The organism is Pseudomonas sp. BW16M2 (assembly GCF_014268865.1).
In the GTDB taxonomy this organism is placed as follows: domain Bacteria; phylum Pseudomonadota; class Gammaproteobacteria; order Pseudomonadales; family Pseudomonadaceae; genus Aquipseudomonas; species Aquipseudomonas peradeniyensis.
In genome coordinates this window covers 39,697-64,881 of sequence record NZ_JABWRI010000011.1, presented here as the reverse complement: position 1 = coordinate 64,881, position 25,185 = coordinate 39,697, and the positions used below count along the sequence as shown (strand labels likewise).

Below are 25,185 nucleotides of genomic sequence, written 5' to 3'. Positions count from 1 at the left end.
CGCGCGGGAGCTTGCTCCCGCGTTGGCGTGTCTGGAACACGAGAATTATTTACGGCATCTGTCACGGCGTATTCGCCTATGACGACAGGTGCTGGTGGCATGGCGCACGATGCGCCGAGGTATGCCGAACGCCCCCAAGAGTGCATATGACCTATGGCAAAGCGTGATTTTTATGAGGTCCTGGGTGTCGAGCGTGGCGCCAGTGAAGGTGATCTCAAGAAGGCCTACCGCCGTCTGGCGATGAAGTACCACCCGGACCGCAACCCGGGCGACAAGGAGTCGGAAGACCTGTTCAAGGAGGCCAACGAGGCCTACGAAGTGCTGTCCGATGCCAGCAAGCGCGCGGCATACGACCAGTATGGCCACGCCGGCGTCGATCCGAGCATGGGTGGCGGCGGTGCCGGTTTCGGTGGCGCCAACTTCTCCGATATCTTCGGCGATGTCTTCAGCGACTTCTTCGGCGGCGGCCGCGGTGGCGGTCGTGGTGGTGTCCAGCGCGGCAGTGACCTGCGCTACACCCTCGAGCTCAACCTCGAAGAGGCGGTGCGCGGCACCACGGTCAACATTCGCGTGCCCACGCTGGTCAACTGCAAGCCGTGCGACGGCTCCGGCGCCAAGAAGGGTTCGACGCCGTCGACCTGCCCGACCTGTGGCGGCATCGGCCAGGTGCGCATGCAGCAGGGCTTCTTCGCTGTGCAGCAGACCTGCCCGCGTTGCCACGGCCAGGGCAAGATCATCACCGACCCTTGCGGTTCGTGCCACGGCGAAGGTCGTGTCGAGGAATACAAGACGCTGTCGGTCAAGGTGCCGGCCGGTGTCGATACCGGTGATCGCATTCGCCTGTCCGGCGAAGGCGAGGCGGGCGCCCATGGCGGCCCTGCCGGTGACCTCTATGTGGTCGTCAATGTGCGTGAGCACCCGATCTTCCAGCGCGACGGCAAGCACCTCTACTGCGAAGTGCCGATCAGCTACACCGATGCTGCCCTGGGTGGCGAGCTGGAAGTGCCGACCCTCGACGGTCGCGTGAAGCTGAAGATCCCCGAAGGCACCCAGACCGGCAAGCAGTTCCGTCTGCGCGGCAAGGGCGTGGCGCCGGTGCGCGGTGGCGCGGCGGGCGACCTGCTGTGTCGCGTGGCGGTGGAAACGCCGGTCAACCTCAGCCGCCGTCAGCGCGAGCTGCTGGAGGAGCTGCGTGATTCCCTCGAAGGCGACAGCTCCCATTCGCCCAAGGCCAGTGGCTGGTTCGAGGGCGTGAAGCGCTTCTTCGGCGATCTCTGAGAAGGAACAGGCTATGCGACGTATTGCAGTGATGGGCGCCGCCGGGCGCATGGGCAAGGTGCTGATCGAGGCCGTGCAGCATCAGGCGCCGAAGGCCGGCCTGACCGCGGCCATCCATCGTCCGGACAGCTCCCTGGTCGGTGCCGACGCGGGTGAGCTGGCGGGGCTGGGGCGCATCGGCGTGACCATCTCTGACGACCTGGCCAAGGTCGTCGATGAGTTCGATGTGCTGATCGACTTCACCCATCCGTCGGTGACCCTGAAGAACCTGGCGTTCTGCCGCAAGGCGGGCAAGGCCATGGTTATCGGCACCACCGGCTTCAGTGCCGAGGAGAAGGCGCTGCTGATCGAGGCGGGCAAGGAGATTCCGATCGTCTTTGCCGCCAACTTCAGCGTGGGCGTCAACCTCAGTCTCAAGCTGCTGGACATGGCGGCGCGGGTGCTGGGTGACGACGTGGATATCGAGATCATCGAGGCCCACCATCGGCACAAGGTCGATGCGCCGTCGGGTACCGCGCTGCGCATGGGCGAAGTGGTTGCCAATGCACTGGGGCGCGACCTGCGCGAGGTGGCGGTGTATGGCCGTGAAGGCCAGACCGGCGCCCGTGATCGCCAGACCATCGGTTTCGCCACCGTGCGTGCGGGTGACGTGGTCGGTGATCACACCGTGCTGTTCGCCGCCGAAGGCGAGCGCCTTGAGATCACCCACAAGGCTTCGAGTCGCATGACCTTCGCCAAGGGCGCGGTGCGTGCCGCGCTATGGCTGGACGGGCGCGAGCCTGCGCTGTACGACATGCAGGATGTGCTCGACCTGCATTGACCCTTGTGTATGGGGTTGTGGGAGCGGGCTTGCCCCGCGATGGCGTCGGGACGGGCAGCAATGGCCTGGTGGGGTGTCATCGCGGGGCAAGCCCGCTCCCACAATGGATCCCGACAAATCAGTCTGTCGCAATCCTGCGTTTTAGAGACACATTCCCGGTAGACCCAAAACGCATTTTTCTGTAAGCTACAGCTTTAGTGTGTCCACTAAAAGCGCGCAGACTAATTCAGCATAAAAGCGGGGTGACGTGTCCATACGTCATTCCGCTTTTTTGCAACCTGCGATCGCCCTTTCAGGCTTGATTTACGGGAGGTCTTCTTGACTAAGCCAGCCATACTCGCCCTTGCCGATGGCAGCATTTTTCGCGGTGAAGCCATTGGAGCCGACGGTCAGACCGTTGGTGAGGTCGTGTTCAATACTGCAATGACCGGCTACCAGGAAATCCTCACAGACCCTTCCTACGCCCAGCAAATCGTTACCCTGACTTACCCGCACATCGGCAACACCGGCACCACCGCCGAAGACGCCGAATCGAATCGCGTCTGGTCCGCGGGCCTGGTGATTCGCGATCTGCCGCTGCTGGCCAGCAACTGGCGCAACACCCAGTCCCTGCCCGAATACCTGAAAGCCAACAACGTCGTCGCCATCGCCGGCATCGATACCCGTCGCCTGACCCGCATCCTGCGTGAGAAAGGCGCCCAGAACGGCTGCATCCTGGCCGGCGACAACATCAGCGAAGAAGCCGCCATCGCCGCTGCCCGCGCCTTCCCGGGCCTGAAGGGCATGGACCTGGCCAAGGTGGTCTCGACCAAGGAGCGCTACGAGTGGCGTTCCAGCGTGTGGGAACTGAAGACCGACAGCCACCCGACCATCGATGCCGCCGACCTGCCGTACCATGTCGTCGCCTTCGACTACGGCGTCAAGCTGAACATCCTGCGCATGCTGGTCGCCCGTGGCTGCCGCGTCACCGTGGTGCCCGCCCAGACCCCGGCCAGCGAAGTGCTGGCGCTCAACCCTGATGGCGTGTTCCTGTCCAACGGCCCTGGCGATCCCGAGCCGTGCGACTATGCGATCCAGGCGATCAAAGAGATCCTCGACACCGAGATCCCGGTGTTCGGCATCTGCCTCGGCCACCAGCTGCTGGCCCTGGCCTCCGGCGCCAAGACCGTGAAGATGGGTCACGGCCACCACGGTGCCAACCACCCGGTCCAGGACCTGGACACCGGCGTGGTCATGATCACCAGCCAGAACCACGGTTTCGCCGTCGACGAAGCCACCCTGCCGGGCAATGTCCGCGCCATCCACAAGTCGCTGTTCGACGGTACCCTGCAGGGCATCGAGCGCACCGACAAGAGCGCGTTCAGCTTCCAGGGCCACCCTGAAGCGAGCCCAGGCCCGACCGACGTCGCGCCACTGTTCGATCGTTTCACCGATGCCATGGCCAAGCGCCGCTGAGCATCCTGCTTCAAGGCCCCGGGCCGGCTCGCGCCGCGCCCGGCAGCGCCTGACCCAGATTGTTCAAAGCGGCTTGCCGACTGACCCCGGATTTGAGTGACAACCATGCCAAAACGTACAGACATCAAAAGCATCCTGATTCTCGGCGCTGGCCCGATCGTGATCGGCCAGGCCTGCGAATTCGACTACTCCGGCGCCCAGGCCTGTAAAGCCCTGCGCGAGGAAGGTTTCCGCGTCATCCTGGTGAACTCCAACCCGGCCACCATCATGACCGACCCGGCCATGGCCGACGCCACCTACATCGAGCCGATCAAGTGGCAGTCGGTGGCCAAGATCATCGAGAAAGAGCGCCCGGACGCCGTGCTGCCGACCATGGGTGGCCAGACCGCGCTGAACTGCGCCCTGGACCTGGAGCGTCACGGCGTTCTGGAGAAGTTCGGCGTGGAGATGATCGGTGCCAACGCCGACACCATCGACAAGGCCGAAGACCGTTCGCGCTTCGACAAGGCCATGAAGGACATCGGCCTGGAGTGCCCGCGCTCCGGTATCGCCCACAGCATGGAAGAGGCCAACGCAGTCCTCGAGAAGCTCGGCTTCCCATGCATCATCCGTCCGTCGTTCACTATGGGCGGCACCGGTGGCGGTATCGCCTACAACCGTGAAGAATTCGAGGAAATCTGCACCCGTGGCCTGGACTTGTCGCCGACCAAGGAACTGCTGATCGACGAATCGCTGATCGGTTGGAAGGAATACGAGATGGAGGTGGTCCGCGACAAGAAGGACAACTGCATCATCGTCTGCTCGATCGAGAACTTCGACCCGATGGGCGTGCACACCGGTGACTCGATCACCGTGGCGCCGGCACAGACCCTGACCGACAAGGAATACCAGATCATGCGCAACGCCTCGCTGGCGGTGCTGCGTGAAATCGGTGTCGAGACCGGCGGTTCCAACGTGCAGTTCGGTATCTGCCCGAACACCGGCCGCATGGTCGTGATCGAGATGAACCCGCGTGTTTCGCGTTCGTCCGCCCTGGCTTCCAAGGCCACCGGCTTCCCGATCGCCAAGATCGCCGCCAAGCTGGCCATCGGCTACACCCTCGACGAACTGCAGAACGACATCACCGGCGGCCGCACCCCGGCGTCCTTCGAGCCGTCGATCGACTATGTCGTCACCAAGCTGCCACGCTTCGCCTTCGAGAAATTCCCGAAAGCCGACGCCCGCCTGACCACCCAGATGAAATCCGTGGGTGAAGTCATGGCCATCGGCCGTACCTTCCAGGAATCCCTGCAGAAAGCCCTGCGCGGCCTGGAGGTCGGTGCGTGCGGCCTCGACCCGAAAGTCGACCTGGCCAGCCCTGAGGCTGCCAGCATCCTCAAGCGCGAGCTGACCGTGCCGGGCGCCGAGCGCATCTGGTACGTTGCCGACGCCATGCGTTCGGGCATGACCATCGAGGAAATCTTTGCCCTGACCGGCATCGACCTGTGGTTCCTGGTGCAGATGGAAGACCTGATCAAGGAAGAAGAGAAGGTCAAGACCCTGGCCCTGTCGTCGATCGACAAGGACTACATGCTGCGCCTCAAGCGCAAGGGCTTCTCGGACCAGCGCCTGGCCAAGCTGCTCGGCATCACCGACAAGAACCTGCGTCGTCACCGCCACAAGCTGGAAGTGTTCCCGGTGTACAAGCGCGTCGACACCTGCGCTGCCGAGTTCGCCACCGATACCGCCTACCTGTACTCGACCTACGAGGAAGAGTGCGAGGCCAACCCGTCGACCCGCGACAAGATCATGATCCTGGGTGGCGGCCCGAACCGTATCGGCCAGGGCATCGAGTTCGACTATTGCTGCGTGCACGCCGCGCTGGCGCTGCGTGAAGACGGTTACGAGACCATCATGGTCAACTGCAACCCGGAAACCGTCTCCACCGACTACGACACCTCCGACCGTCTGTACTTCGAGCCGCTGACCCTGGAAGACGTGCTGGAAGTCTGCCGCGTCGAGAAGCCGAAAGGCGTGATCGTCCACTACGGCGGCCAGACCCCGCTGAAGCTGGCGCGTGCCCTGGAAGAAGCCGGCGTACCGATCATCGGTACCAGCCCGGACGCCATCGACCGTGCCGAAGACCGTGAGCGCTTCCAGCAGATGGTTCAGCGCCTGAACCTGCTGCAGCCGCCAAACGCCACCGTTCGCAGCGAAGACGAAGCCATCGCTGCCGCCGGCAAGATCGGCTACCCGCTGGTGGTTCGCCCGTCCTACGTGCTGGGCGGCCGCGCCATGGAGATCGTCTACGAGCTGGACGAGCTCAAGCGCTACCTGCGTGAAGCGGTACAGGTCTCCAACGACAGCCCGGTGCTGCTCGACCACTTCCTCAACTGCGCCATCGAGATGGACGTGGATGCGGTCTGCGACGGCACCGATGTGGTGATCGGCGCGATCATGCAGCACATCGAGCAGGCCGGTGTTCACTCCGGCGACTCGGCGTGCTCGCTGCCGCCTTACTCGCTGAGCCAGGAAGTGCAGGACGAAGTCCGCGTCCAGGTCAAGAAAATGGCCCTGGAGCTGGGCGTGGTCGGCCTGATGAACGTGCAGCTGGCCCTGCAGGGCGACAAGATCTACGTGATCGAGGTCAACCCGCGCGCCTCGCGTACCGTACCGTTCGTCTCCAAGTGCATCGGCACTTCCCTGGCGATGATCGCGGCCCGTGTCATGGCCGGCAAGACCCTGAAAGAGCTGGGCTTCACCCAGGAAATCATCCCGAACTTCTACAGCGTCAAGGAAGCCGTCTTCCCGTTCGCCAAGTTCCCGGGGGTTGACCCGATCCTCGGCCCTGAGATGAAATCGACCGGTGAAGTCATGGGCGTCGGCGACAGCTTCGGCGAAGCCTTCGCCAAGGCCCAGATGGGCGCCAGCGAAGTGCTGCCGACCGGCGGTACCGCGTTCATCAGCGTGCGCGACGACGACAAGCCGCAGGTAGCCGGCGTTGCCCGCGACCTGATCGCCCTGGGCTTCGAAGTGGTCGCCACCGCAGGCACCGCCAAGGTGATCGAGGCGGCCGGCCTGAAAGTGCGTCGCGTGAACAAGGTGACCGAGGGTCGTCCGCACGTGGTCGACATGATCAAGAACGACGAAGTGTCGCTGATCATCAACACCACCGAAGGCCGCCAGTCGATCGCCGACTCCTACTCGATTCGTCGCAATGCGTTGCAGCACAAGATCTACTGCACCACGACCATTGCGGCCGGTGAAGCCATCTGCGAGGCGCTGAAATTCGGTCCGGAAAAGACCGTTCGTCGCCTGCAGGATCTGCATGCAGGACTCAAAGCATGAGCATTACCAAGTACCCGATGACCGTCCAGGGCGCTCGCGCCCTGGAGGAAGAGCATCTGTTCCTGAGCAAGACCGAGCGCCCGCGCCTGAGCCAGGCGATCGGCGAGGCGCGCGAGCTGGGCGATCTCAAGGAAAATGCCGAATACCACGCCGCCCGCGAGGAGCAGGGCATGGTCGAGGCGCGTATCCGCGATATCGAAGGCCGTCTGCAGAACTCGGTGGTGATCGACGTCACCACCATCGCCCACACCGGCAAGGTAATCTTCGGCACCACCGTGGTGCTGGCGAACACCGAGACCGATGAAGAGGTGACCTACCAGATCGTCGGCGAAGACGAAGCCGACGTGAAGCAGGGCAAGCTCTCCAGCGGTGCGCCGATCGCCCGTGCCATCATCGGCAAGGAAGAAGGTGATACTGTCGTCGTCAAGACGCCAAGTGGCACGGTCGAGTACGAGATTGTCGAAGTCAAGCACATCTGACCGGCGCCTGCGGGCGCCATCCCTCGAGGGGATCCTCTGGCAGCTGGCCCAGGTGTTCTGGGTCGGTGGCCTGTGGGTGTTCCACGTGGGGCTGGTGCCGGCGCTCAAGGTCAGTGGCCTGGCGCCGTTGCTGGTGCACGACGTGGCTGCGCAGATCGACCGCTGGTTGATTGGCGTGGCCATGCTCGGGCTGTTGACCCAGCTGGCGGTGCTGGCGAGGGTGGACGGCCTGGCGGCCTGGTGGCGGCAGTTCCGCGGCCAGATGCTGCTGCTCGGCTTCGGCGCCTGCGTCAGCTACTACACGCTGCGCTACGGGATTTCCGTGGGCGAGCGTTGGCAGATGTTCTGCTTCCTGGTGCTGGGCTTCTCCGGCATCGTGCTGGTGGCCCAGCCGGTCCCGGTCAAGGCGCGGCGCTAGCCGGGTCGCAACGAGGCTTTGTGGGAGCGGGCTTGCCCCGCGAACACCGGCGAAGCCGGTGCCATGCACTGCGGTGCCTGTTTCGCGGGGCAAGCCCGCTCCCACAAGGCTGCGTTGGCAGCCCTGCTACCGTTACTTGTAACGGTGGATGTTGGACAGCTGCTTGTTCGGCTGCGGGTTCTTGCGGTAGATCAGCGCTTTCTTGCCGATGGTTTGCACCAGCTCGGCGCGACCGGCCTTGCACAGCTCGGCGATGGTCTCGGCGCGTTCCTCGCGATCTTCCGAGCGAATCTCGACCTTGATCAGCTCATGGTCGACCAGGGCGCGCTCCAGTTCGGCGATCACGCCTTCATTCAAACCGTTGCCGGCAACGATCAGGACCGGCTTCAGGTCATGACCAATGGACTTGTATTGCTTCTTCTGCTCGTTATTGAGCGGCATAATCTGACCCTTTTCGTCTGATTCTGTAAAATTGACGGGCATTTTACCCGAGGGCCTGTGGCTCCGCCCAGTCAAACACGACGCATATCATCGAGGTGCCCCGTGGTACAACGTTCCAAAAGCAGCGCAAACTGGCTGCGCGAACATTTCAACGACCCTTTCGTCAAGCAGGCGCAGAAGGATGGCTACCGCTCGCGCGCGAGCTACAAGCTGCTGGAGATCCAGGAGAAAGACCGCCTGATCCGTCCCGGCATGAGCGTGATCGACCTCGGCGCCGCGCCGGGTGGCTGGTCGCAGGTGACCAGTCGTCTGATTGGCGGCCAGGGCCGGCTGATCGCCTCGGACATCCTGGAAATGGACTCGATCCCCGATGTCACCTTCATCCAGGGCGACTTCACCCAGGACGAAGTGCTGCAGCAGATCCTGCAGGCGGTCGGCGATTCGCACGTGGACCTTGTGATTTCCGATATGGCCCCCAATATGAGTGGTACGCCTGCGGTGGACATGCCGCGCGCCATGTTCCTCTGCGAACTGGCCCTGGATCTGGCGACCCGCGTGCTCAAGCCTGGCGGAGATTTCCTGATCAAGATTTTCCAGGGCGAAGGCTTCGACATGTACCTCAAGGACGTGCGCAGCAAGTTCGACAAGGTGCAGATGCGCAAGCCGTCGTCCTCGCGAGACCGTTCCCGTGAACAGTACCTGCTGGGCAAGGGTTTCAAGGGCGCATGAAAGGCGTATTGCGGGGTTGCCGATAGTTATTTCCAATCGGCCGCCCCGTCTGGATCGTCCGAACTTCGTGTAGTCTAGCTTTCACAAAGGGTTACAGACGGTGCCTGCGGATGCGTGGGTAATGTAGTAAGTTAGGGCGATGAATATCATGCGAGGCACGGCTGCGTCGTGCGCCGGCCTCAGAGGGTAGCGAATTGAACGACATGGCAAAGAATCTGATCCTGTGGTTGATCATCGCCGCCGTCCTGGTGACGGTGATGAACAACTTCTCCAGCCCTAACGAGCCGCAGACCCTCAACTATTCCGACTTCATCCAGCAGGTCAAGGATGGCAAGGTCGAGCGCGTGACCGTCGACGGCTACATCATTACCGGCAAGCGCACCGATGGCGACAACTTCAAGACCGTGCGCCCGGCCATTACCGACAACGGCCTGATCGGCGACCTGGTGGACAACCACGTCACCGTCGAAGGCAAGCAGCCTGAGCAGCAGAGCATCTGGACCCAGTTGCTGGTCGCCAGCTTCCCGATCCTGGTGATCATTGCTGTGTTCATGTTCTTCATGCGCCAGATGCAGGGCGGTGCCGGTGGCAAGGGCGGGCCGATGAGCTTTGGCAAGAGCAAGGCGCGCCTGCTGTCCGAAGACCAGGTGAAAACCACCCTGGCCGACGTCGCAGGCTGCGACGAGGCCAAGGAAGAAGTGGGCGAGCTGGTCGAGTTCCTGCGCGACCCGGGCAAGTTCCAGCGCCTGGGTGGCCGTATCCCTCGCGGCGTGCTGATGGTCGGCCCGCCCGGTACTGGTAAGACCCTGCTGGCCAAGGCCATTGCCGGTGAAGCCAAGGTGCCGTTCTTCACTATTTCCGGTTCCGACTTTGTCGAAATGTTCGTCGGCGTGGGTGCCAGCCGTGTTCGCGACATGTTCGAACAGGCCAAGAAGCATGCACCGTGCATCATCTTCATCGACGAAATCGACGCCGTCGGTCGCCATCGTGGCGCCGGCATGGGTGGCGGTCACGACGAGCGCGAGCAGACCCTGAACCAATTGCTGGTCGAGATGGACGGCTTCGAGATGAACGATGGCATCATCGTCATCGCCGCCACCAACCGTCCCGACGTGCTCGACCCGGCGCTGCTGCGTCCCGGCCGCTTCGACCGCCAGGTGGTGGTCGGCCTGCCGGACATCCGCGGTCGTGAACAGATCCTCAAGGTGCACATGCGCAAGGTGCCGGTTGGCGAGAACGTCAACGCGGCGGTCATCGCCCGTGGCACGCCGGGCTTCTCCGGTGCCGACCTGGCCAACCTGGTCAACGAGGCGTCGCTGTTCGCCGCCCGAGCCAGCAAGCGCCTGGTCGAGATGAAGGAATTCGAACTGGCCAAAGACAAGATCATGATGGGCGCCGAGCGCAAGACCATGGTCATGTCCGAGAAAGAGAAGCAGAACACCGCCTACCACGAGGCAGGCCACGCCATCGTCGGTCGCGTCGTTCCCGAGCACGACCCGGTCTACAAGGTCTCGATCATTCCCCGTGGCCGCGCCCTGGGCGTGACCATGTTCCTGCCGGAAGAGGACCGCTACAGCCTGTCCAAGCGCGCGCTGATCAGCCAGATCTGCTCGCTGTACGGTGGCCGTATCGCCGAAGAGATGACCCTGGGCTTCGACGGTGTCACCACCGGCGCCTCCAACGACATCATGCGCGCCAGCCAGATTGCCCGGAACATGGTCACCAAGTGGGGCCTGTCCGAGAAACTCGGCCCGCTGATGTACGCGGAAGAGGAGGGCGAGGTGTTCCTCGGTCGCAGCGCGGCGAGCCAGCATGCCAGCGTCTCGGGCGAGACCGCCAAGATGATCGACTCCGAGGTGCGCAGCATCATCGATCAGTGCTATGCCACGGCCAAACAGATTCTTACCGACAACCGCGACAAGCTCGACGCCATGGCCGAAGCGCTGATGAAGTACGAAACCATCGATGCCGACCAGATCGACGACATCATGGCTGGCCGCACTCCGCGCGAACCGCGTGACTGGGACAACGATTCCGGTACCTCCGGCAACCAGGCTTCCCAGGATGATCGTCCGGAGTCGCCGATCGGCGGTCCAGCGGCTCAACACTAAGGGTATCTATGAGCTTGACGCAGTACCCGACCCGGTTGCCTTGCGGCAACCGGGTTCTTGATTTGTCCCGTACCCATGTCATGGGTATCCTCAACGTCACCCCAGACTCGTTCTCCGATGGTGGGCGCTTCAGCCAGCGCGATGCGGCCTTGCGCCATGCCGAGGAGATGGTAGCGGCCGGTGCGACCCTGATCGACGTAGGTGGCGAGTCCACCCGTCCGGGGGCGCGTGCGGTATCGCCCATCGAGGAGCTGGAGCGTGTTGCGCCGATCGTCGAGGCGATCAGCAGTCGGCTCGATGTGATCATCTCGGTCGACACCTCGACGCCTTCGGTCATGCGCGAGACGGCCCGCCTTGGCGCAGGGTTGATCAACGATGTGCGCGCCCTGGAGCGCGACGGTGCACTCGATGCGGCGGCCGATACCGGTCTGCCAGTGTGTCTGATGCACATGCGTGGCGAGCCGGGCAACATGCAGGACAATCCGCAGTACGAGGATGTGACAGCCGATGTAACGCGCTATCTTGAACAGCGCATGGCCGCCTGCGCGGCGGCCGGCATCGGGGCTGAGCGCATCATCCTCGACCCTGGGTTCGGCTTTGCCAAGACCCTTGAGCATAACCTCAGCCTTTTCAAACACATGGAAGCGCTCTATCGCCTGGGGCGGCCACTCTTGGTGGGTGTCTCGCGCAAGAGCATGATCGGCCTCGCGCTGGACCGTCCGGTCGGCGAGCGGCTCTACGGCAGTCTGGCCCTGGCCGCCCTGGCCATGACCAAGGGCGCAAGCATCCTGCGGGTACACGACGTCACCGAAACCGTCGATGTCGTGCGCATGATCGCCGCGGTCCAGAACGCCGAATAAGAACATTGGAGTCACTATGAGCAGAAAATACTTTGGTACCGATGGTATCCGTGGTCGCGTAGGTCAATTCCCGATCACCCCGGACTTCATGCTGAAACTCGGCTGGGCCGCCGGCATGGCCTTCCGCAAGCAGGGCAACTGCCGCGTGTTGGTGGGCAAGGACACGCGGATCTCCGGCTACATGTTCGAATCCGCGCTCGAGGCGGGCCTGTCCGCCGCCGGTGCCGACGTGATGCTGCTCGGCCCGATGCCGACGCCGGCCATCGCCTACCTGACCCGCACCTTCCATGCTGAGGCCGGTATCGTCATCAGCGCCTCGCACAATCCCCATGACGACAACGGCATCAAGTTCTTCTCCGGTGCCGGCACCAAGCTGCCGGACGAAGTCGAGCTGATGATCGAGGAACTGCTCGACCAGCCGATGAATGTCGTCGAGTCCAGCAAGCTGGGCAAGGTCTCGCGCATCAATGACGCGGCGGGCCGCTACATCGAGTTCTGCAAGAGCAGCGTGCCCAGCAGCACCAGCTTCGAAGGCCTGAAGGTCGTCGTGGACTGCGCCCATGGCGCCACCTACAAGGTCGCGCCGAGCGTGTTCCGTGAACTGGGTGCCGATGTCACCGTGCTGCACGCCGCCCCGGATGGTCTGAACATCAACGAGGGCTGCGGTTCGACCCATATCGAGTCGCTGCAGGCGGCGGTCCTGGTCGGGCATGCGGATCTCGGTATCGCCTTCGACGGCGACGGCGATCGCGTGCTGATGGTCGATCATACCGGCGCCATCGTCGACGGTGACGAACTGCTGTTCATCATCGGTCGCGACATGCAGGAGCGTGGCAAGCTGCAGGGCGGCGTGGTCGGTACCCTGATGAGCAACCTGGGCCTGGAACTGGCGTTCAAGGAACTGGATATCCCGTTCGTGCGGGCCAAGGTGGGCGACCGCTATGTCATGGCCGAACTGCTCGAGCGCGAGTGGCTGCTGGGTGGCGAAAATTCCGGTCATGTCGTCTGCGGCAGTCACACCACCACCGGTGATGCGATCATCGCCGCGCTGCAGGTGCTGATGGCGCTCAAGCGCCGTGGCGAAAACCTCGCCCAGGCCCGCCAGGCCGTGCGCAAGTGCCCGCAGGTGCTGATCAACGTGCGCTTCGCGGCCGGCAAGAATGACCCGCTGGAGAACCCCCTGGTCAAGGAAGCCAGCGCCAAGGCCACCGAGGCCATGGCTGGTCGTGGGCGGGTGCTGCTGCGCAAGTCCGGTACCGAGCCGCTGGTGCGGGTGATGGTCGAGGGCGACGATGAAAACCAGGTACGTGGCCATGCCGAGGCCCTGGCCAAGCTGGTCGAAGAAGTTTGTGCCTGAAAGAGGCTTGCCAGCGCAGATCGGGTTGGGTAAGATCTGCGCCCACTTTGACCGACGAGGTAAAGCATGCGTCGCCCCATGGTAGCTGGTAACTGGAAGATGCACGGTACCCGCGCCAGCGTCGCTGAGCTGACTCAGGGCTTGGGCGAAATGCTCATTCCCGACGGTATCGAAGTCGCGGTGTTTCCGCCGGCCCTGTTCATCAACGAAGTCGTTGATGGGCTAAAAGGCAAGGGGGTCATCGTTGGAGCACAGAATTCTGCAGTACAGCCTGAACAAGGCGCGCTGACCGGCGAAGTTGCACCGAGTCAGTTGGCTGAAGTCGGTTGCAAATATGTATTGATTGGGCATTCCGAGCGTCGCCAGATTATTGGTGAAAGCGACGAAGTACTGAATCAGAAGTTTGCAGCCGCTCAGAAAAGTGGTTTGACGCCAGTGCTGTGTATAGGGGAAACTCTTGCAGAGCGCGAGGCAGGTGAGACGCTCGAAGTTGTAGGGCGTCAACTAAGCAGTGTTATCGACGTGTTCGGTATCAAGGCTTTCGCCAATGCGGTTATTGCCTATGAGCCCGTTTGGGCCATTGGTACTGGTTTGACGGCCTCGCCACAGCAAGCCCAGGATGTGCATGCAGCCATCCGCAAGCAGTTGGCGGCGAAGGACGCCGAAGTTGCAGAAAATGTGCAACTTCTCTACGGCGGCAGCGTGAAGGCGGCCAATGCGGCTGAACTGTTCGGCATGCCGGATATCGATGGGGGGCTCATTGGTGGAGCGTCCCTGAACGCAGACGAATTCGGTGCAATTTGTCGCGCCGCAGGAAACTGAACAAATGCTGGAAACAGTCGTAGTTGTTTTTCATCTGTTGGCAGCGTTGGCACTGGTTGTAATGGTGCTGCTGCAACAGGGTAAAGGTGCGGAAGCCGGTGCATCTTTCGGCGCAGGTGCTTCAAATACTGTGTTCGGAAGCCAAGGTTCCGCTACCTTTTTGAGTAAAGTTACTGCTATACTTGCTGCCACTTTCTTTTTGACTGCACTTGGGTTAGGATACTTCGCCAAGCAGCAGGCTCACCAGCTGACTCAAGCTGGTCTGCCAGATCCAGCAGTGCTGGAAGTCAAAGAGCCAAAGCCGGCAGTCAATGATGATGTACCGGTGCTCCAGCAGCAGAAGAGCGAAACCACCAACTCTGGTGACGTACCTCCTCCAGCCAAAGAGCAGCAGTAACGGGTTTCAAGAAGTAGTATTGCCGAGGTGGTGGAATTGGTAGACACGCAACCTTGAGGTGGTTGTGCCCATAGGGTGTAGGGGTTCGAGTCCCCTTCTCGGTACCAATTGAAGCATGAGAGCCCGCTTTAGCGGGCTTTCTTGCAGGTGGAGGTCGGATTGACCCAGCAAAGGGTTCAGTCTTATACTTTCGCCCCAGCTTTGTCGCGGGGTGGAGCAGCTTGGTAGCTCGTCGGGCTCATAACCCGAAGGTCGTTGGTTCAAATCCAGCCCCCGCAACCAGCTTCAGCAGAGCCCCTTTTCAGGGGCTTTTTGCTAGCCGAACAGTTTTCGGCGCCGTTGTCCAACGGCGCTTTCAGGGATGGGCGCTTCGCCCATTTTTTATTTGCACAGCATGCACGAGGGGGTTCAGGTGTCGAGCAAGCTAGAACAGTTGCAGGCCTTGTTGGCCCCGGTGGTCGAGGGCCTGGGCTACCAATGCTGGGGGGTCGAATACGTCTCCCAAGGCAAGCATTCGGTACTGCGTATCTACATCGACAAGGAAGACGGGATCCTGGTGGACGACTGCGAAGCCGTCAGCCGTCAGGCAAGCGCCATTCTCGATGTGGAAGATCCGATCAGCTCTGAATATACCCTCGAGGTGTCCTCTCCAGGCATGGACCGCCCGCTGTTCACCTTAGAACAGTTTGCTGCGCATGCCGGCGAGCAGGTGAAGATCAAGCTGCGTACGCCCTTCGAGGGCCGTCGTAACTTCCAGGGCCTTCTCCGCGGTGTGGAGGAGCAGGATGTGGTGGTGCAGGTAGACCAGCACGAGTTCCTGTTGCCGATCGACTCGATCGACAAGGCCAATATTATTCCCAGTTTTGACTGAGACGTGCCGGGCCCGGTGAAAGATCCGGGGCCAATGGCTTGCGCAAGGCGAGGCGTACGATGAGCAAAGAAGTACTGCTGGTTGTTGAATCGGTATCCAACGAAAAGGGTGTACCGCCCGGCGTCATTTTCGAAGCGCTGGAAGTGGCCCTGGCTACTGCAACCAAAAAGCGTTTTGAAGACGAAGTCGACCTGCGTGTGGAAATCAACCGCCACACCGGTAGCTACGAGACCTTCCGTCGCTGGACGGTCGTCGAAGAAGCGGATCTGGATGATCCGGCAATCGAGGTCTGGCCAGCAAAGATTCAGGAAAGTCATCCTGAAGCCAAAGTTGGCGACGTGATCGAAGAGAAGATCGAGTCGATCGAATTTGGTCGCATTGCTGCGCAAACCGCCAAGCAAGTCATCGTGCAGAAGGTTCGCGAAGCTGAGCGCGCCCAGGTGGTCGATGCTTACCGCGAGCGCGTGGGCGAGATCATCTCCGGTACCGTCAAGAAAGTTACCCGCGACAACGTCATCGTCGACCTGGGCAACAACGCCGAAGCGCTGCTGGCCCGCGAAGACATCATTCCCCGTGAGACCTTCCGTGTCGGCGTGCGCCTGCGTGCGCTGCTCAAGGAAATCCGCACCGAGAACCGCGGTCCTCAGCTGATCCTGTCGCGCACCGCGCCGCAGATGCTGATCGAGCTGTTCCGCATCGAAGTGCCGGAAATCGCCGAAGGCCTCATCGAAGTCATGGCCGCCTCCCGTGATCCGGGGTCGCGCGCCAAGATCGCCGTCCGCTCCAAGGACAAGCGCATCGACCCGCAAGGCGCCTGTATCGGCATGCGTGGTTCGCGCGTCCAGGCCGTATCCGGCGAGCTGGGTGGCGAGCGTGTGGATATCGTCCTGTGGGACGAGAACCCGGCGCAGTTCGTCATCAACGCCATGTCGCCGGCAGAAGTTGCCGCGATCATCGTTGATGAAGATGCCCATGCAATGGACATCGCCGTGGCCGAGGACAACCTGGCACAGGCCATCGGACGTGGCGGCCAGAACGTCCGCCTGGCCAGCCAGCTGACTGCCTGGACCCTGAACGTGATGACCGAGAAGGACATCCAGGCCAAGCAACAGGCTGAGACCGGCGACATCCTGCGCAACTTCATCGAGGAACTGGAAGTCGACGAGGAGCTGGCACAAGTGCTGGTCGACGAAGGCTTCACCAGTCTCGAAGAAATTGCCTACGTACCGTTGGAAGAAATGCTCAACATCGATGGCTTTGACGAGGACATCGTCAATGAGCTCCGCGCTCGAGCCAAGGACCGTTTGTTGACCAAGGCCATCGCTACCGAAGAAAAACTGGCAGACGCCCATCCGGCTGAAGACCTGCTCTCCCTCGAGGGCATGGACAAGGACCTGGCGGCGGAACTGGCGGTGCGCGGCGTGGTTAACCGCGAAGACCTGGCCGAGCAGTCGATTGACGACCTGCTCGACATCGACGGCATCGACGAAGAGCGTGCCGGCAAGTTGATCATGGCCGCCCGAGCCCACTGGTTCGAGTAATTAGGCGCGGCCTGAGGAGAGAAGTGCATGACGCAAGTCACGGTGAAAGAACTGGCCCAAGAGGTCGAGGCACCGGTAGAGCGCCTGCTGCAGCAGATGCGTGAGGCAGGTCTGCCGCACACCGACGCCGGTCAGGTAGTGACCGACAATGAGAAGCAGACCCTGCTGACTCATTTGAAGAGCAGCCACAAGAGCAAGGCGGAAGAGCCGCGCAAGATCACCTTGCAGCGCAAGACCACCAGCACTCTGCGTGTCGCCGGTAGCAAGAGCATCAGCGTAGAAGTACGCAAGAAGAAAGTATTCGTGCAGCGCAGCCCGGAAGAGATCCAGGCTGAGCAGAAGCGTGAGCAGGAAGAACGCCGCGCCGCTGAAAATGCCGCCCGCGAAAAGGTTGAAGCCGAAGTTCGCCAGCGCAACGAGGAGCAGGCCCGCCGTCAGGCTGCCGAGGCCCCGGCCGCCGCGCCAGCGCCGAAGGCCGAGCCTGCCCCGGTTGCTGCCCCGGTAGTGGCCAACGCGCCGGTGTCCGAAGACGCCGCCGCCCGTGCCGCCGAGCGCAAGAAAGACGAGACCCGTCGCAACGAAAGCCGTACCCGTGATGACGATCGTCGCGGTGGTGGCCCGGCTGCGGCCGGTCGTGGCGAAGCGCCGCGCATGTCGGTCAAAGTCAAGGTCAAGGAGAAGGAAAAGGCTCCGACTCCGCGCGCTGCACCTCGCACCACCGACGAAGAAAGCGATGGCTTCCGTCGTGGCCGCGGTGGCAAGGGCAAGGGCAAGAAGCGCAATGCGCACGGTTTCCAGAGCCCGACCGGTCCGGTCATTCGTGACGTGACCATCGGCGAGACCATCACCGTCTCGGAACTGGCGCAACAGATGTCGGTCAAGGCCGCTGAAGTCGTCAAGTTCATGTTCAAGCTGGGCACCCCGGTCACCATCAACCAGGTGCTTGACCAGGAAACCGCTCAGCTGGTTGCCGAAGAGCTGGGCCACAAGGTCACCCTGGTCAGCGACACTGCCCTGGAAGATTCCCTGGCCGAATCGCTGAAGTTCGAAGGCGAGACCACCTCGCGTGCTCCGGTCGTGACCGTCATGGGCCACGTCGACCACGGCAAGACCTCGCTGCTCGACTACATCCGTCGTGCCAAGGTGGCCGCTGGCGAAGCCGGTGGTATTACCCAGCACATCGGTGCCTACCACGTCGAAACCGACCGTGGCATGGTCACCTTCCTCGACACCCCGGGCCACGCTGCGTTCACCCAGATGCGTGCCCGTGGTGCCAAGGCGACCGACATCGTCATCCTGGTGGTGGCGGCGGACGACGGCGTGATGCCGCAGACCCGCGAAGCCGTTCAGCACGCGAAAGCGGCTGGCGTTCCGCTGGTTGTCGCCGTGAACAAGATCGACAAGCCGGGTGCCGACCTCGATCGCATCCGTAACGAGCTGTCGGTCGAAGGCGTGACCTCCGAGGACTGGGGTGGTGACACGCCGTTCGTCAAGGTTTCGGCGAAGATGGGTACCGGCGTCGACGAACTGCTCGAAGCTGTCCTGTTGCAGGCCGAGATCCTCGAACTCAAGGCCACTCCGACCGCTCCTGGTCGTGGTGTCGTGGTCGAGTCGCGCCTGGACAAGGGCCGCGGCCCGGTCGCTACCATCCTGGTTCAGGACGGTACGCTGCGTCAGGGCGACATGGTCCTGGTCGGCTCCAACTATGGCCGCGTGCGTGCCATGCTCGACGAGAACGGCAAGCCTGTGAAGGAAGCCGGCCCGTCGATCCCGGTCGAGATCCTTGGCCTGGACGGTACGCCTGACGCTGGCGAAGAGATGTCGGTGGTTGCTGACGAGAAGAAAGCGCGTGAAGTTGCGCTGTTCCGTCAAGGCAAGTTCCGCGAGGTCAAGCTGGCCCGTGCTCACGCCGGCAAGCTGGAAAACATCTTCGAGACCATGGGTCAGGAAGAGAAGAAGACCCTCAACATCGTCCTCAAGACCGATGTGCGTGGTTCCCTCGAAGCGCTGCAGGGTTCGCTCGGCAGCCTGGGCAACGACGAAGTTCAGGTACGCGTCATTGGTGGCGGCGTCGGTGGTATCACCGAGAGCGACGCCAACCTGGCGCTGGCCTCGAACGCGGTGCTGTTCGGCTTCAACGTGCGTGCCGATGCCGGTGCGCGCAAGATCGTCGAGCAGGAAGGTCTGGATATGCGTTACTACAACGTGATCTACGACATCATCGAAGACGTCAAGAAGGCCCTGACCGGCATGCTCGGCAGCGATGTTCGCGAGAACATCCTGGGTGTCGCCGAAGTCCGCGATGTGTTCCGTTCGCCGAAGTTCGGCGCCATCGCTGGCTGTATGGTCATCGAAGGTACCGTGTACCGCAACCGTCCGATCCGCGTACTGCGCGATGACGTGGTGATCTTCGAAGGCGAACTGGAATCGCTGCGTCGCTTCAAGGACGATGCCTCCGAAGTGCGTAACGGCATGGAGTGTGGTATTGGCGTCAAGAGCTACAACGACGTCAAGGTCGGCGACAAGATCGAAGTCTTCGAGAAAGTCCAGGTGGCTCGTACCCTGTAAGGGGCGAGCATGGCGCAGGCCCCGTCGCAAGGCGGCTGGCGGCGCCTCACAAGGTAGCGCCCGGTCAGGCTTCAGCCTGACCGGGCGTTTGCCGCTTTACGTTACAGGTAGCAAGAATGGCAAAAGAATACAGCCGTACCCAACGTATCGGTGATCAGATGCAGCGTGAGCTGGCAGAGCTGATCCGCCGTGAAGTCAAAGACCCGCGCGTCGGTCTGGTGACCATCACCGCCGTCGACGTCAGCCGCGATCTGGGCCATGCCAAGGTGTTCATCACCGTGATGGGCCAGGACGGGACCGACGCCGTGCCGCAGACCCTCAAGGCGCTGACCAGTGCCGCGAGCTTCCTGCGCCTGCATCTGGGCCGCGTCATGCAGCTGCGCAGCGTGCCGCAACTGCATTTCCACTTCGATGAAAGCGTCAGCCGTGGTGTTCACCTGTCGGCGCTGATCGAACGTGCGGTGGCCGAAGACCGCCTGCACAAGGATGCCGACGAGCTGGACGCCAAGGAGTAAGCGGTGGCCCAGGTCAAACGTATCCGCCGCAACGTCAGCGGCATCATCCTGCTCGACAAGCCGCTGGGATTCACCTCCAACGCCGCGCTGCAGAAGGTTCGCTGGTTGCTCAACGCGGAAAAGGCCGGCCACACCGGCAGCCTCGACCCGCTGGCCACCGGCGTGCTGCCGCTGTGCTTCGGCGAGGCGACCAAGTTCTCGCAGTACCTGCTCGATTCCGACAAGGGCTACGAGACGGTCATGCAGATGGGGCAGACCACCAGCACCGCGGACGCCGAAGGCGAAGTCCTGCAGACCCGCGAAGTGACCGTTGGTCGCGCCGACATCGAGGCCGTGATCCCGCGTTTCAAGGGTGAAATCCTCCAGGTACCGCCGATGTACTCGGCCCTCAAGCGCGATGGTCAGCCACTGTACAAGCTGGCACGTGCAGGAGAGGTAGTGGAGCGCGAGGCGCGTTCTGTTACTATTGGCCGCTTGGAGTTGCTCGAGTGCGAAGGCACCCGTGCGCGTCTGTCGGTTGGATGCAGCAAAGGCACCTATATCCGCACCCTGGTGGAGGATATCGGTGAGGCGCTGGGCTGTGGTGCCTACGTCGCCGAACTGCGCCGCACCCAGGCGGGCCCCTTCGAGCTGGCACAGACCGTGACGCTCGAGGAACTCGAGCAGGCCCACGCCGAAGGCGGCAACGAAGCGCTCGATCGCTTCCTCATGCCTTCGGACAGCGGGTTGCAGGACTGGCCGCTGCTGCAGTTGTCCGAGCACAGTGCGTTCTACTGGCTGCATGGCCAGGCGGTACGCGCGCCGGAGGCACCGCAGTTCGGCATGGTCCGGGTACAGGATCACAATGGTCGCTTCATCGGTATCGGTGAAGTGAGCGAAGACGGGCGCATCGCGCCGCGTCGACTGATTCGGTCGGAATGACCGGAACCACCGGCAGGGGCTTCGGCTGAAACCGGTGGATACGAGGGTGGCTGTTATTAGGCACGGTCACACCTCTTCTTATTAATACGGGGACTTGTCCCTGGCCTATTGGAGACCGTTCGCGGAATCCGTTTATCAGGAGAAGCCAAATGGCCCTCAGCGTCGAAGAAAAAGCTCAGATCGTTGCCGATTACCAGCAAGCCGCCGGCGATACCGGTAGCCCGGAAGTGCAGGTTGCTCTGCTGACCGCCAACATCAACAAGCTGCAAGGCCACTTCAAGGCCAACGAAAAAGACCACCACTCCCGTCGTGGTCTGATCCGTATGGTCAACCAGCGTCGTAAGCTGCTGGACTACCTGAAGGGCAAAGACACCACCCGTTACAGCGCCCTGATCGGTCGCCTGGGTCTGCGTCGCTAATAGCGGCCTGGCCAGTGGTGTTGCATGGCGTGTCGCATGCATCGGCAGGGTTGCCCGGCAACCCTGGCGTTGGACACGCCACGCGATCTGCGAGGTTGGCAGCCTGGTCTGTCGTGCGGTTCATCCGCCCGGCGCCAGGCTCCCAGCCTCGTGTTGTATCTGGACGGTCAATGGGGCCGATTCCCCGTTCTGCCCAAGAATTCGCAAGAACCAGTTCCCCCAAGAGCCACTGAAGAAGGTAGGAAACCGTGAACCCGGTAATCAAGAAATTCCAGTTCGGTCAATCGACCGTAACCCTCGAAACGGGCCGCATTGCCCGTCAGGCCACCGGCGCCGTGCTGGTCACCGTCGACAACGATGTCACCGTGCTGGTGACCGTGGTCGGTGCCAAGCAGGCTGATCCGGGCAAGGGCTTCTTCCCGCTGTCCGTGCACTACCAGGAAAAGACCTACGCCGCCGGCAAGATCCCTGGTGGTTTCTTCAAGCGTGAAGGCCGTCCTTCCGAGAAGGAAACCCTGACCTCGCGCCTGATCGACCGTCCGATCCGCCCGCTGTTCCCTGAAGGCTTCATGAACGAAGTCCAGGTCGTCTGCACCGTGGTTTCCACCAGCAAGAAGACCGATCCGGACATCGCCGCGATGATCGGCACCTCGGCTGCCCTGGCCATCTCCGGCATTCCGTTTGAAGGCCCGATCGGCGCCGCCCGCGTTGCCTTCCACGAAAGCACCGGCTACCTGCTGAACCCGACTTACGAGCAACTGGCTGCCTCGAGCCTGGACATGGTCGTTGCCGGTACCTCCGACGCTGTGCTGATGGTCGAATCGGAAGCCCAGGAGCTGACCGAAGACCAGATGCTGGGCGCCGTGCTGTTCGCCCACGATGAATTCCAGGCCGTGATCAAAGCGGTCAAAGAGCTGGCAGCCGAAGCTGCCAAGCCGACCTGGGACTGGAAACCTGCCGTTGCCAACACCGAGCTGTTCAACGCCATCCGCGCTGAATTCGGCGAAGCTGTTTCCCAGGGCTACACCATCACCGTCAAGGCCGACCGCTATGCCCGCCTGGGTGAGCTGCGCGACCAGGCGATCGCCAAGTTCTCCGGTGAAGAAGGCCAGCCTTCGGCCGGCGAAGTCAAAGACATCTTCGGCGAGATCGAATACCGCACCGTTCGCGAAAACATCGTCAACGGCAAGCCGCGTATCGACGGTCGCGACACCAAGACCGTACGTCCGCTGAACATCGAAGTCGGTGTTCTGCCGAAGACCCACGGTTCGGCGCTGTTCACCCGCGGCGAAACCCAGGCCCTGGTCGTCGCGACCCTGGGTACTGCCCGTGACGCCCAGCTGCTGGACACCCTCGAAGGCGAGAAGAAAGACCCCTTCATGCTGCACTACAACTTCCCGCCGTTCTCGGTGGGCGAGTGTGGCCGCATGGGCGGTGCCGGTCGTCGCGAAATCGGCCACGGCCGTCTGGCCCGTCGTTCGGTCCAGGCCATGCTGCCGGCCGCCGACGTGTTCCCGTACACCATCCGCGTTGTGTCGGAAATCACCGAGTCCAACGGTTCGAGCTCCATGGCTTCGGTCTGCGGCGCCTCGCTGGCCCTGATGGACGCCGGCGTGCCGATGAAAGCTCCGGTTGCCGGTATCGCCATGGGTCTGGTCAAGGAAGGTGACAAGTTCGCCGTCCTGACCGACATCCTGGGTGACGAAGACCACCTGGGCGACATGGACTTCAAGGTAGCCGGTACCGCCAAGGGTGTCACCGCGCTGCAGATGGACATCAAGATCAACGGCATCACCGAAGAGATCATGGAAATCGCCCTGGGCCAGGCCCTGGAAGCGCGCCTGAACATCCTCGGCCAGATGAACCAGATCATCGGCGAGTCGCGTACCGAGCTGTCGGCCAACGCCCCGACCATGATCGCGATGAAGATCGACACCGACAAGATCCGTGACGTCATCGGCAAGGGCGGCGCCACCATCCGCGCCATCTGCGAAGAGACCAAGGCTTCGATCGACATCGAAGACGACGGCTCGATCAAGATCTTCGGCGAGACCAAGGAAGCCGCGGACGCTGCCAAGCAGCGCATCCTGGGCATCACCGCCGAGGCCGAGATTGGCAAGATCTACGTCGGCAAGGTCGAGCGCATCGTCGACTTCGGCGCCTTCGTCAACATCCTGCCTGGCAAGGATGGCCTGGTACACATCTCCATGCTGAGCGATGCTCGCGTCGAGAAAGTCACCGACGTGCTGAAGGAAGGCCAGGAAGTCGAAGTGCTGGTACTGGACGTGGACAACCGCGGCCGTATCAAGCTGTCGATCAAGGACGTTGCCGCTGCCAAGGCATCGGGCGTCTAAGCCTTCCCAGGCTGAAAGGAAGGACCCTTCGGGGTCCTTTTTTTATGCCTGCGGCTTTGTCTTGTGGACTTGCATCTTGCATGCAGGATTTTGCCCGGGCTTGCAAAATGCACGATCAGCCATGTAGTGGCTATTTATTAACTAATTGATTTATAAGATAAAAATTAAAATCAAAAAGCTGGCACACGCCCTGCAACATCACTCCTACCTGACGCCAGGATCCACGGCGCAGACCTTTCGAAAAACAGGAGTGACCCACATGAAGAAGTTCGCCATTGCTGCCGCTACTGCCACCGCTCTGACCCTGACCATGGCTAACGCGGCGTTCGCTGCCCAGTCCACCCAGGCCCCGATGACGCTGGCGGCCGGTGAGGTGACCAAAGCCAAGGAAGCTACTTCCGACACCTGGATCACCACCAAGGTGAAGGCTGACCTGATGACCGAGAAAGGCGTGCCAGGCAGTGACATCAAGGTCGAAACCAACAAAGGCGTAGTGTCGCTGTCCTCGGACGTGGCCATTACCGATGCGCAGAAGGACATGGCGGTCGCCATCGCCAAGAAGATCAAGGGCGTGCAGGCCGTCTCGGCTGATGGCCTGAAGTCCGAATAAGGAATGTCCCGTCGGCCAAAAGGACTTGGCCACCCCTTCAAGCACAAGCCCCGGCATTTGCCGGGGCTTGTGCTTGCGCTCCTACACAGGGCGCTATAGCGCTGGATTACGTGTGATCACATCACTCTCGTAGCACACCTGCTCCACGATCAACGGTTCCACCAGCGGCCGGCTGTCCCGGAAATGCGCGGTCTGGGTATGGGCCTCATATGCAGCGTCATCCTGGTAGATCTCGTACAGGTAGATCACATCTGGATTCTCCCGATCCTGGGCCACATCGAACACCAGGCAGCCCGGCTCGGTGGCCACTGAAGCGGCGGCATTGGCCTTGATCGCCGCCAGGAATGTCTCGGCGGTACCGGGTTTCACACGTGTCTTGATAAACAGGCAGTACACAGAAAGCTCCTTTTGTTTTAAATTCTATTTTGAATTGTATACAAAAAAGGAGTCGCGCTCATGTCCGAACTACCTGCCCGTCCAGGTCGCCTGAATGGTCTGCGTCATATCGCCTTGCTGGTCCCCAACCTGGAGGAGTGCGAGCGCTTCTACGTGGATGTGCTGGGCATGGAGGTACTGAATCGCGCCAACGAAGACCTGGTCTACCTTACTTGCGGCAACGACAACCTGTCGCTCGGGCGCGGCGCTGGTGCGGCCAACGGGCTGCAGACCCTGGATCACTATGGTTTCATCGTCGACAGCGTGGACGAGCTGGAAGCCTGGTACCAGTACTTCAAGGCCCACGGCGTGACGCTGCTGGATCGCCCCTTCAATCATGGCGATGGTGCCCGTAGCTTCCATTTGCTGGACCCTGCGGGTAACAAGGTGCAGCCGCTGTATCACCCGGCGGTGTCGGGGCAGCGGCTGGTCTGATGGGATTGATTGCCTGTGCTGC

At 62.0% G+C, this 25,185-nt stretch carries 23 protein-coding genes and 2 tRNA genes; 23 read left to right on the top strand and 2 right to left on the bottom strand.

The window, feature by feature from the left end; all coding sequences use genetic code 11:
• Positions 1-153 precede the first annotated feature (153 nt).
• From dnaJ to HU735_RS12400, 6 genes are all read left to right on the top strand, one after another.
• Positions 154-1,278, top strand: a complete 1,125-nt coding sequence (dnaJ, locus tag HU735_RS12425; protein WP_050706995.1) for a molecular chaperone DnaJ — start codon at positions 154-156, stop codon at positions 1,276-1,278.
• Positions 1,279-1,291: 13 nt separating this feature from the next.
• On the top strand, positions 1,292-2,098 hold the full coding sequence (gene dapB, locus HU735_RS12420; RefSeq protein ID WP_186713756.1) for a 4-hydroxy-tetrahydrodipicolinate reductase: 807 nt from the start codon (positions 1,292-1,294) through the stop codon (positions 2,096-2,098).
• A 318-nt stretch (positions 2,099-2,416) separates the two neighbouring features.
• A complete protein-coding gene (gene carA / locus HU735_RS12415) occupies positions 2,417-3,553 on the top strand; it encodes a glutamine-hydrolyzing carbamoyl-phosphate synthase small subunit (protein WP_050706993.1) in 1,137 nt (378 codons plus the stop codon).
• Between the two features lie 105 nt (positions 3,554-3,658).
• On the top strand, positions 3,659-6,880 hold the full coding sequence (gene carB, locus HU735_RS12410) for a carbamoyl-phosphate synthase large subunit (protein WP_050706992.1): 3,222 nt from the start codon (positions 3,659-3,661) through the stop codon (positions 6,878-6,880).
• On the top strand, positions 6,877-7,359 hold the full coding sequence (gene greA / locus HU735_RS12405; RefSeq protein WP_011532131.1) for a transcription elongation factor GreA: 483 nt from the start codon (positions 6,877-6,879) through the stop codon (positions 7,357-7,359). Before carB ends, greA begins: the two co-directional genes overlap by 4 nt.
• Positions 7,337-7,777 (top strand): MFS transporter, encoded by a 441-nt coding sequence (locus tag HU735_RS12400; protein ID WP_186713755.1) that lies wholly within the window; start codon positions 7,337-7,339, stop codon positions 7,775-7,777. The genes greA and HU735_RS12400 overlap by 23 nt, the downstream gene beginning before the upstream one ends.
• Positions 7,778-7,909: 132 nt before the next feature.
• Here the strand turns inward: HU735_RS12400 and yhbY are convergent, their stop codons facing one another.
• Entirely contained in the window at positions 7,910-8,218 is a 309-nt protein-coding gene (yhbY, locus tag HU735_RS12395; protein WP_003249945.1) for a ribosome assembly RNA-binding protein YhbY, read from the bottom strand.
• A 102-nt stretch (positions 8,219-8,320) separates the two neighbouring features.
• On the opposite strand from yhbY, the gene rlmE reads away from it, so the two are divergent.
• The 16 genes from rlmE to HU735_RS12315 all read left to right on the top strand — a co-directional run bounded on the left by rlmE (position 8,321) and on the right by HU735_RS12315 (position 24,293).
• Positions 8,321-8,947: a 23S rRNA (uridine(2552)-2'-O)-methyltransferase RlmE gene (gene rlmE, locus HU735_RS12390; RefSeq protein ID WP_011532133.1), complete on the top strand. Its 627-nt coding sequence runs from the start codon at positions 8,321-8,323 to the stop codon at positions 8,945-8,947.
• Positions 8,948-9,150: 203 nt separating this feature from the next.
• Positions 9,151-11,058, top strand: a complete 1,908-nt coding sequence (ftsH, locus tag HU735_RS12385) for an ATP-dependent zinc metalloprotease FtsH (RefSeq protein ID WP_028691259.1) — start codon at positions 9,151-9,153, stop codon at positions 11,056-11,058.
• 8 nt (positions 11,059-11,066) lie between these two features.
• On the top strand, positions 11,067-11,918 hold the full coding sequence (folP, locus tag HU735_RS12380; RefSeq protein ID WP_186713754.1) for a dihydropteroate synthase: 852 nt from the start codon (positions 11,067-11,069) through the stop codon (positions 11,916-11,918).
• Between the two features lie 16 nt (positions 11,919-11,934).
• Positions 11,935-13,275, top strand: a complete 1,341-nt coding sequence (gene glmM / locus HU735_RS12375) for a phosphoglucosamine mutase (protein ID WP_186713753.1) — start codon at positions 11,935-11,937, stop codon at positions 13,273-13,275.
• 66 nt (positions 13,276-13,341) lie between these two features.
• Entirely contained in the window at positions 13,342-14,097 is a 756-nt protein-coding gene (tpiA, locus tag HU735_RS12370; protein ID WP_186713752.1) for a triose-phosphate isomerase, read from the top strand.
• A gap of 4 nt (positions 14,098-14,101) precedes the next feature.
• A complete protein-coding gene (secG, locus tag HU735_RS12365; protein ID WP_028691255.1) occupies positions 14,102-14,494 on the top strand; it encodes a preprotein translocase subunit SecG in 393 nt (130 codons plus the stop codon).
• Positions 14,495-14,515: 21 nt separating this feature from the next.
• Positions 14,516-14,601, top strand: a tRNA-Leu gene (locus HU735_RS12360).
• Positions 14,602-14,699: 98 nt separating this feature from the next.
• A tRNA-Met gene (locus HU735_RS12355) sits at positions 14,700-14,776 on the top strand.
• Between the two features lie 130 nt (positions 14,777-14,906).
• Positions 14,907-15,365 carry a ribosome maturation factor RimP gene (gene rimP, locus HU735_RS12350; RefSeq protein WP_186713838.1) on the top strand — a complete coding sequence of 153 codons (459 nt, stop codon included), beginning with the start codon at positions 14,907-14,909 and terminating at the stop codon, positions 15,363-15,365.
• A 59-nt stretch (positions 15,366-15,424) separates the two neighbouring features.
• Complete coding sequence (nusA, locus tag HU735_RS12345; protein ID WP_050706987.1) at positions 15,425-16,906, top strand: transcription termination factor NusA; 1,482 nt, start codon at positions 15,425-15,427, stop codon at positions 16,904-16,906.
• Between the two features lie 27 nt (positions 16,907-16,933).
• Complete coding sequence (infB, locus tag HU735_RS12340; protein WP_186713751.1) at positions 16,934-19,474, top strand: translation initiation factor IF-2; 2,541 nt, start codon at positions 16,934-16,936, stop codon at positions 19,472-19,474.
• A 116-nt stretch (positions 19,475-19,590) separates the two neighbouring features.
• Positions 19,591-19,989 carry a 30S ribosome-binding factor RbfA gene (rbfA, locus tag HU735_RS12335; protein WP_050706985.1) on the top strand — a complete coding sequence of 133 codons (399 nt, stop codon included), beginning with the start codon at positions 19,591-19,593 and terminating at the stop codon, positions 19,987-19,989.
• A 3-nt stretch (positions 19,990-19,992) separates the two neighbouring features.
• Complete coding sequence (truB, locus tag HU735_RS12330; RefSeq protein ID WP_186713750.1) at positions 19,993-20,910, top strand: tRNA pseudouridine(55) synthase TruB; 918 nt, start codon at positions 19,993-19,995, stop codon at positions 20,908-20,910.
• A gap of 149 nt (positions 20,911-21,059) precedes the next feature.
• Positions 21,060-21,329 (top strand): 30S ribosomal protein S15, encoded by a 270-nt coding sequence (gene rpsO / locus HU735_RS12325; RefSeq protein ID WP_029613930.1) that lies wholly within the window; start codon positions 21,060-21,062, stop codon positions 21,327-21,329.
• A gap of 248 nt (positions 21,330-21,577) precedes the next feature.
• Positions 21,578-23,683, top strand: coding sequence for a polyribonucleotide nucleotidyltransferase (gene pnp, locus HU735_RS12320; RefSeq protein WP_186713749.1), 2,106 nt, complete (start codon positions 21,578-21,580; stop codon positions 23,681-23,683).
• A 259-nt stretch (positions 23,684-23,942) separates the two neighbouring features.
• Positions 23,943-24,293 carry a BON domain-containing protein gene (locus HU735_RS12315; protein WP_050706982.1) on the top strand — a complete coding sequence of 117 codons (351 nt, stop codon included), beginning with the start codon at positions 23,943-23,945 and terminating at the stop codon, positions 24,291-24,293.
• Between the two features lie 93 nt (positions 24,294-24,386).
• On the opposite strand, the gene HU735_RS12310 is transcribed toward HU735_RS12315, so the two are convergent.
• The gene (locus HU735_RS12310; RefSeq protein WP_186713748.1) at positions 24,387-24,689 is read right to left on the bottom strand and encodes an antibiotic biosynthesis monooxygenase; all 303 of its coding nucleotides are present in this window, start codon (positions 24,687-24,689) and stop codon (positions 24,387-24,389) included.
• A 60-nt stretch (positions 24,690-24,749) separates the two neighbouring features.
• On the opposite strand from HU735_RS12310, the gene HU735_RS12305 reads away from it, so the two are divergent.
• Complete coding sequence (locus tag HU735_RS12305) at positions 24,750-25,163, top strand: VOC family protein (protein WP_186713747.1); 414 nt, start codon at positions 24,750-24,752, stop codon at positions 25,161-25,163.
• Positions 25,164-25,185 lie beyond the last annotated feature (22 nt).

What these genes read in the sequence shown, in the direction of transcription:
- HU735_RS12315 (WP_050706982.1), top strand. Translation starts at nt 23,943, where the DNA reads ATGAAGAAGTTCGCCATTGCTGCCGCTACTGCCACCGCTCTGACCCTG.
- secG (WP_028691255.1), top strand. Translation starts at nt 14,102, where the DNA reads ATGCTGGAAACAGTCGTAGTTGTTTTTCATCTGTTGGCAGCGTTGGCA.
- rbfA (WP_050706985.1), top strand. Translation starts at nt 19,591, where the DNA reads ATGGCAAAAGAATACAGCCGTACCCAACGTATCGGTGATCAGATGCAG.
- glmM (WP_186713753.1), top strand. Translation starts at nt 11,935, where the DNA reads ATGAGCAGAAAATACTTTGGTACCGATGGTATCCGTGGTCGCGTAGGT.
- folP (WP_186713754.1), top strand. Translation starts at nt 11,067, where the DNA reads ATGAGCTTGACGCAGTACCCGACCCGGTTGCCTTGCGGCAACCGGGTT.
- ftsH (WP_028691259.1), top strand. Translation starts at nt 9,151, where the DNA reads ATGGCAAAGAATCTGATCCTGTGGTTGATCATCGCCGCCGTCCTGGTG.
- yhbY (WP_003249945.1), bottom strand. Translation starts at nt 8,218, where the DNA reads ATGCCGCTCAATAACGAGCAGAAGAAGCAATACAAGTCCATTGGTCAT.
- carB (WP_050706992.1), top strand. Translation starts at nt 3,659, where the DNA reads ATGCCAAAACGTACAGACATCAAAAGCATCCTGATTCTCGGCGCTGGC.
- dnaJ (WP_050706995.1), top strand. Translation starts at nt 154, where the DNA reads ATGGCAAAGCGTGATTTTTATGAGGTCCTGGGTGTCGAGCGTGGCGCC.
- tpiA (WP_186713752.1), top strand. Translation starts at nt 13,342, where the DNA reads ATGCGTCGCCCCATGGTAGCTGGTAACTGGAAGATGCACGGTACCCGC.
- dapB (WP_186713756.1), top strand. Translation starts at nt 1,292, where the DNA reads ATGCGACGTATTGCAGTGATGGGCGCCGCCGGGCGCATGGGCAAGGTG.
- rpsO (WP_029613930.1), top strand. Translation starts at nt 21,060, where the DNA reads ATGGCCCTCAGCGTCGAAGAAAAAGCTCAGATCGTTGCCGATTACCAG.
- nusA (WP_050706987.1), top strand. Translation starts at nt 15,425, where the DNA reads ATGAGCAAAGAAGTACTGCTGGTTGTTGAATCGGTATCCAACGAAAAG.
- HU735_RS12305 (WP_186713747.1), top strand. Translation starts at nt 24,750, where the DNA reads ATGTCCGAACTACCTGCCCGTCCAGGTCGCCTGAATGGTCTGCGTCAT.
- infB (WP_186713751.1), top strand. Translation starts at nt 16,934, where the DNA reads ATGACGCAAGTCACGGTGAAAGAACTGGCCCAAGAGGTCGAGGCACCG.
- greA (WP_011532131.1), top strand. Translation starts at nt 6,877, where the DNA reads ATGAGCATTACCAAGTACCCGATGACCGTCCAGGGCGCTCGCGCCCTG.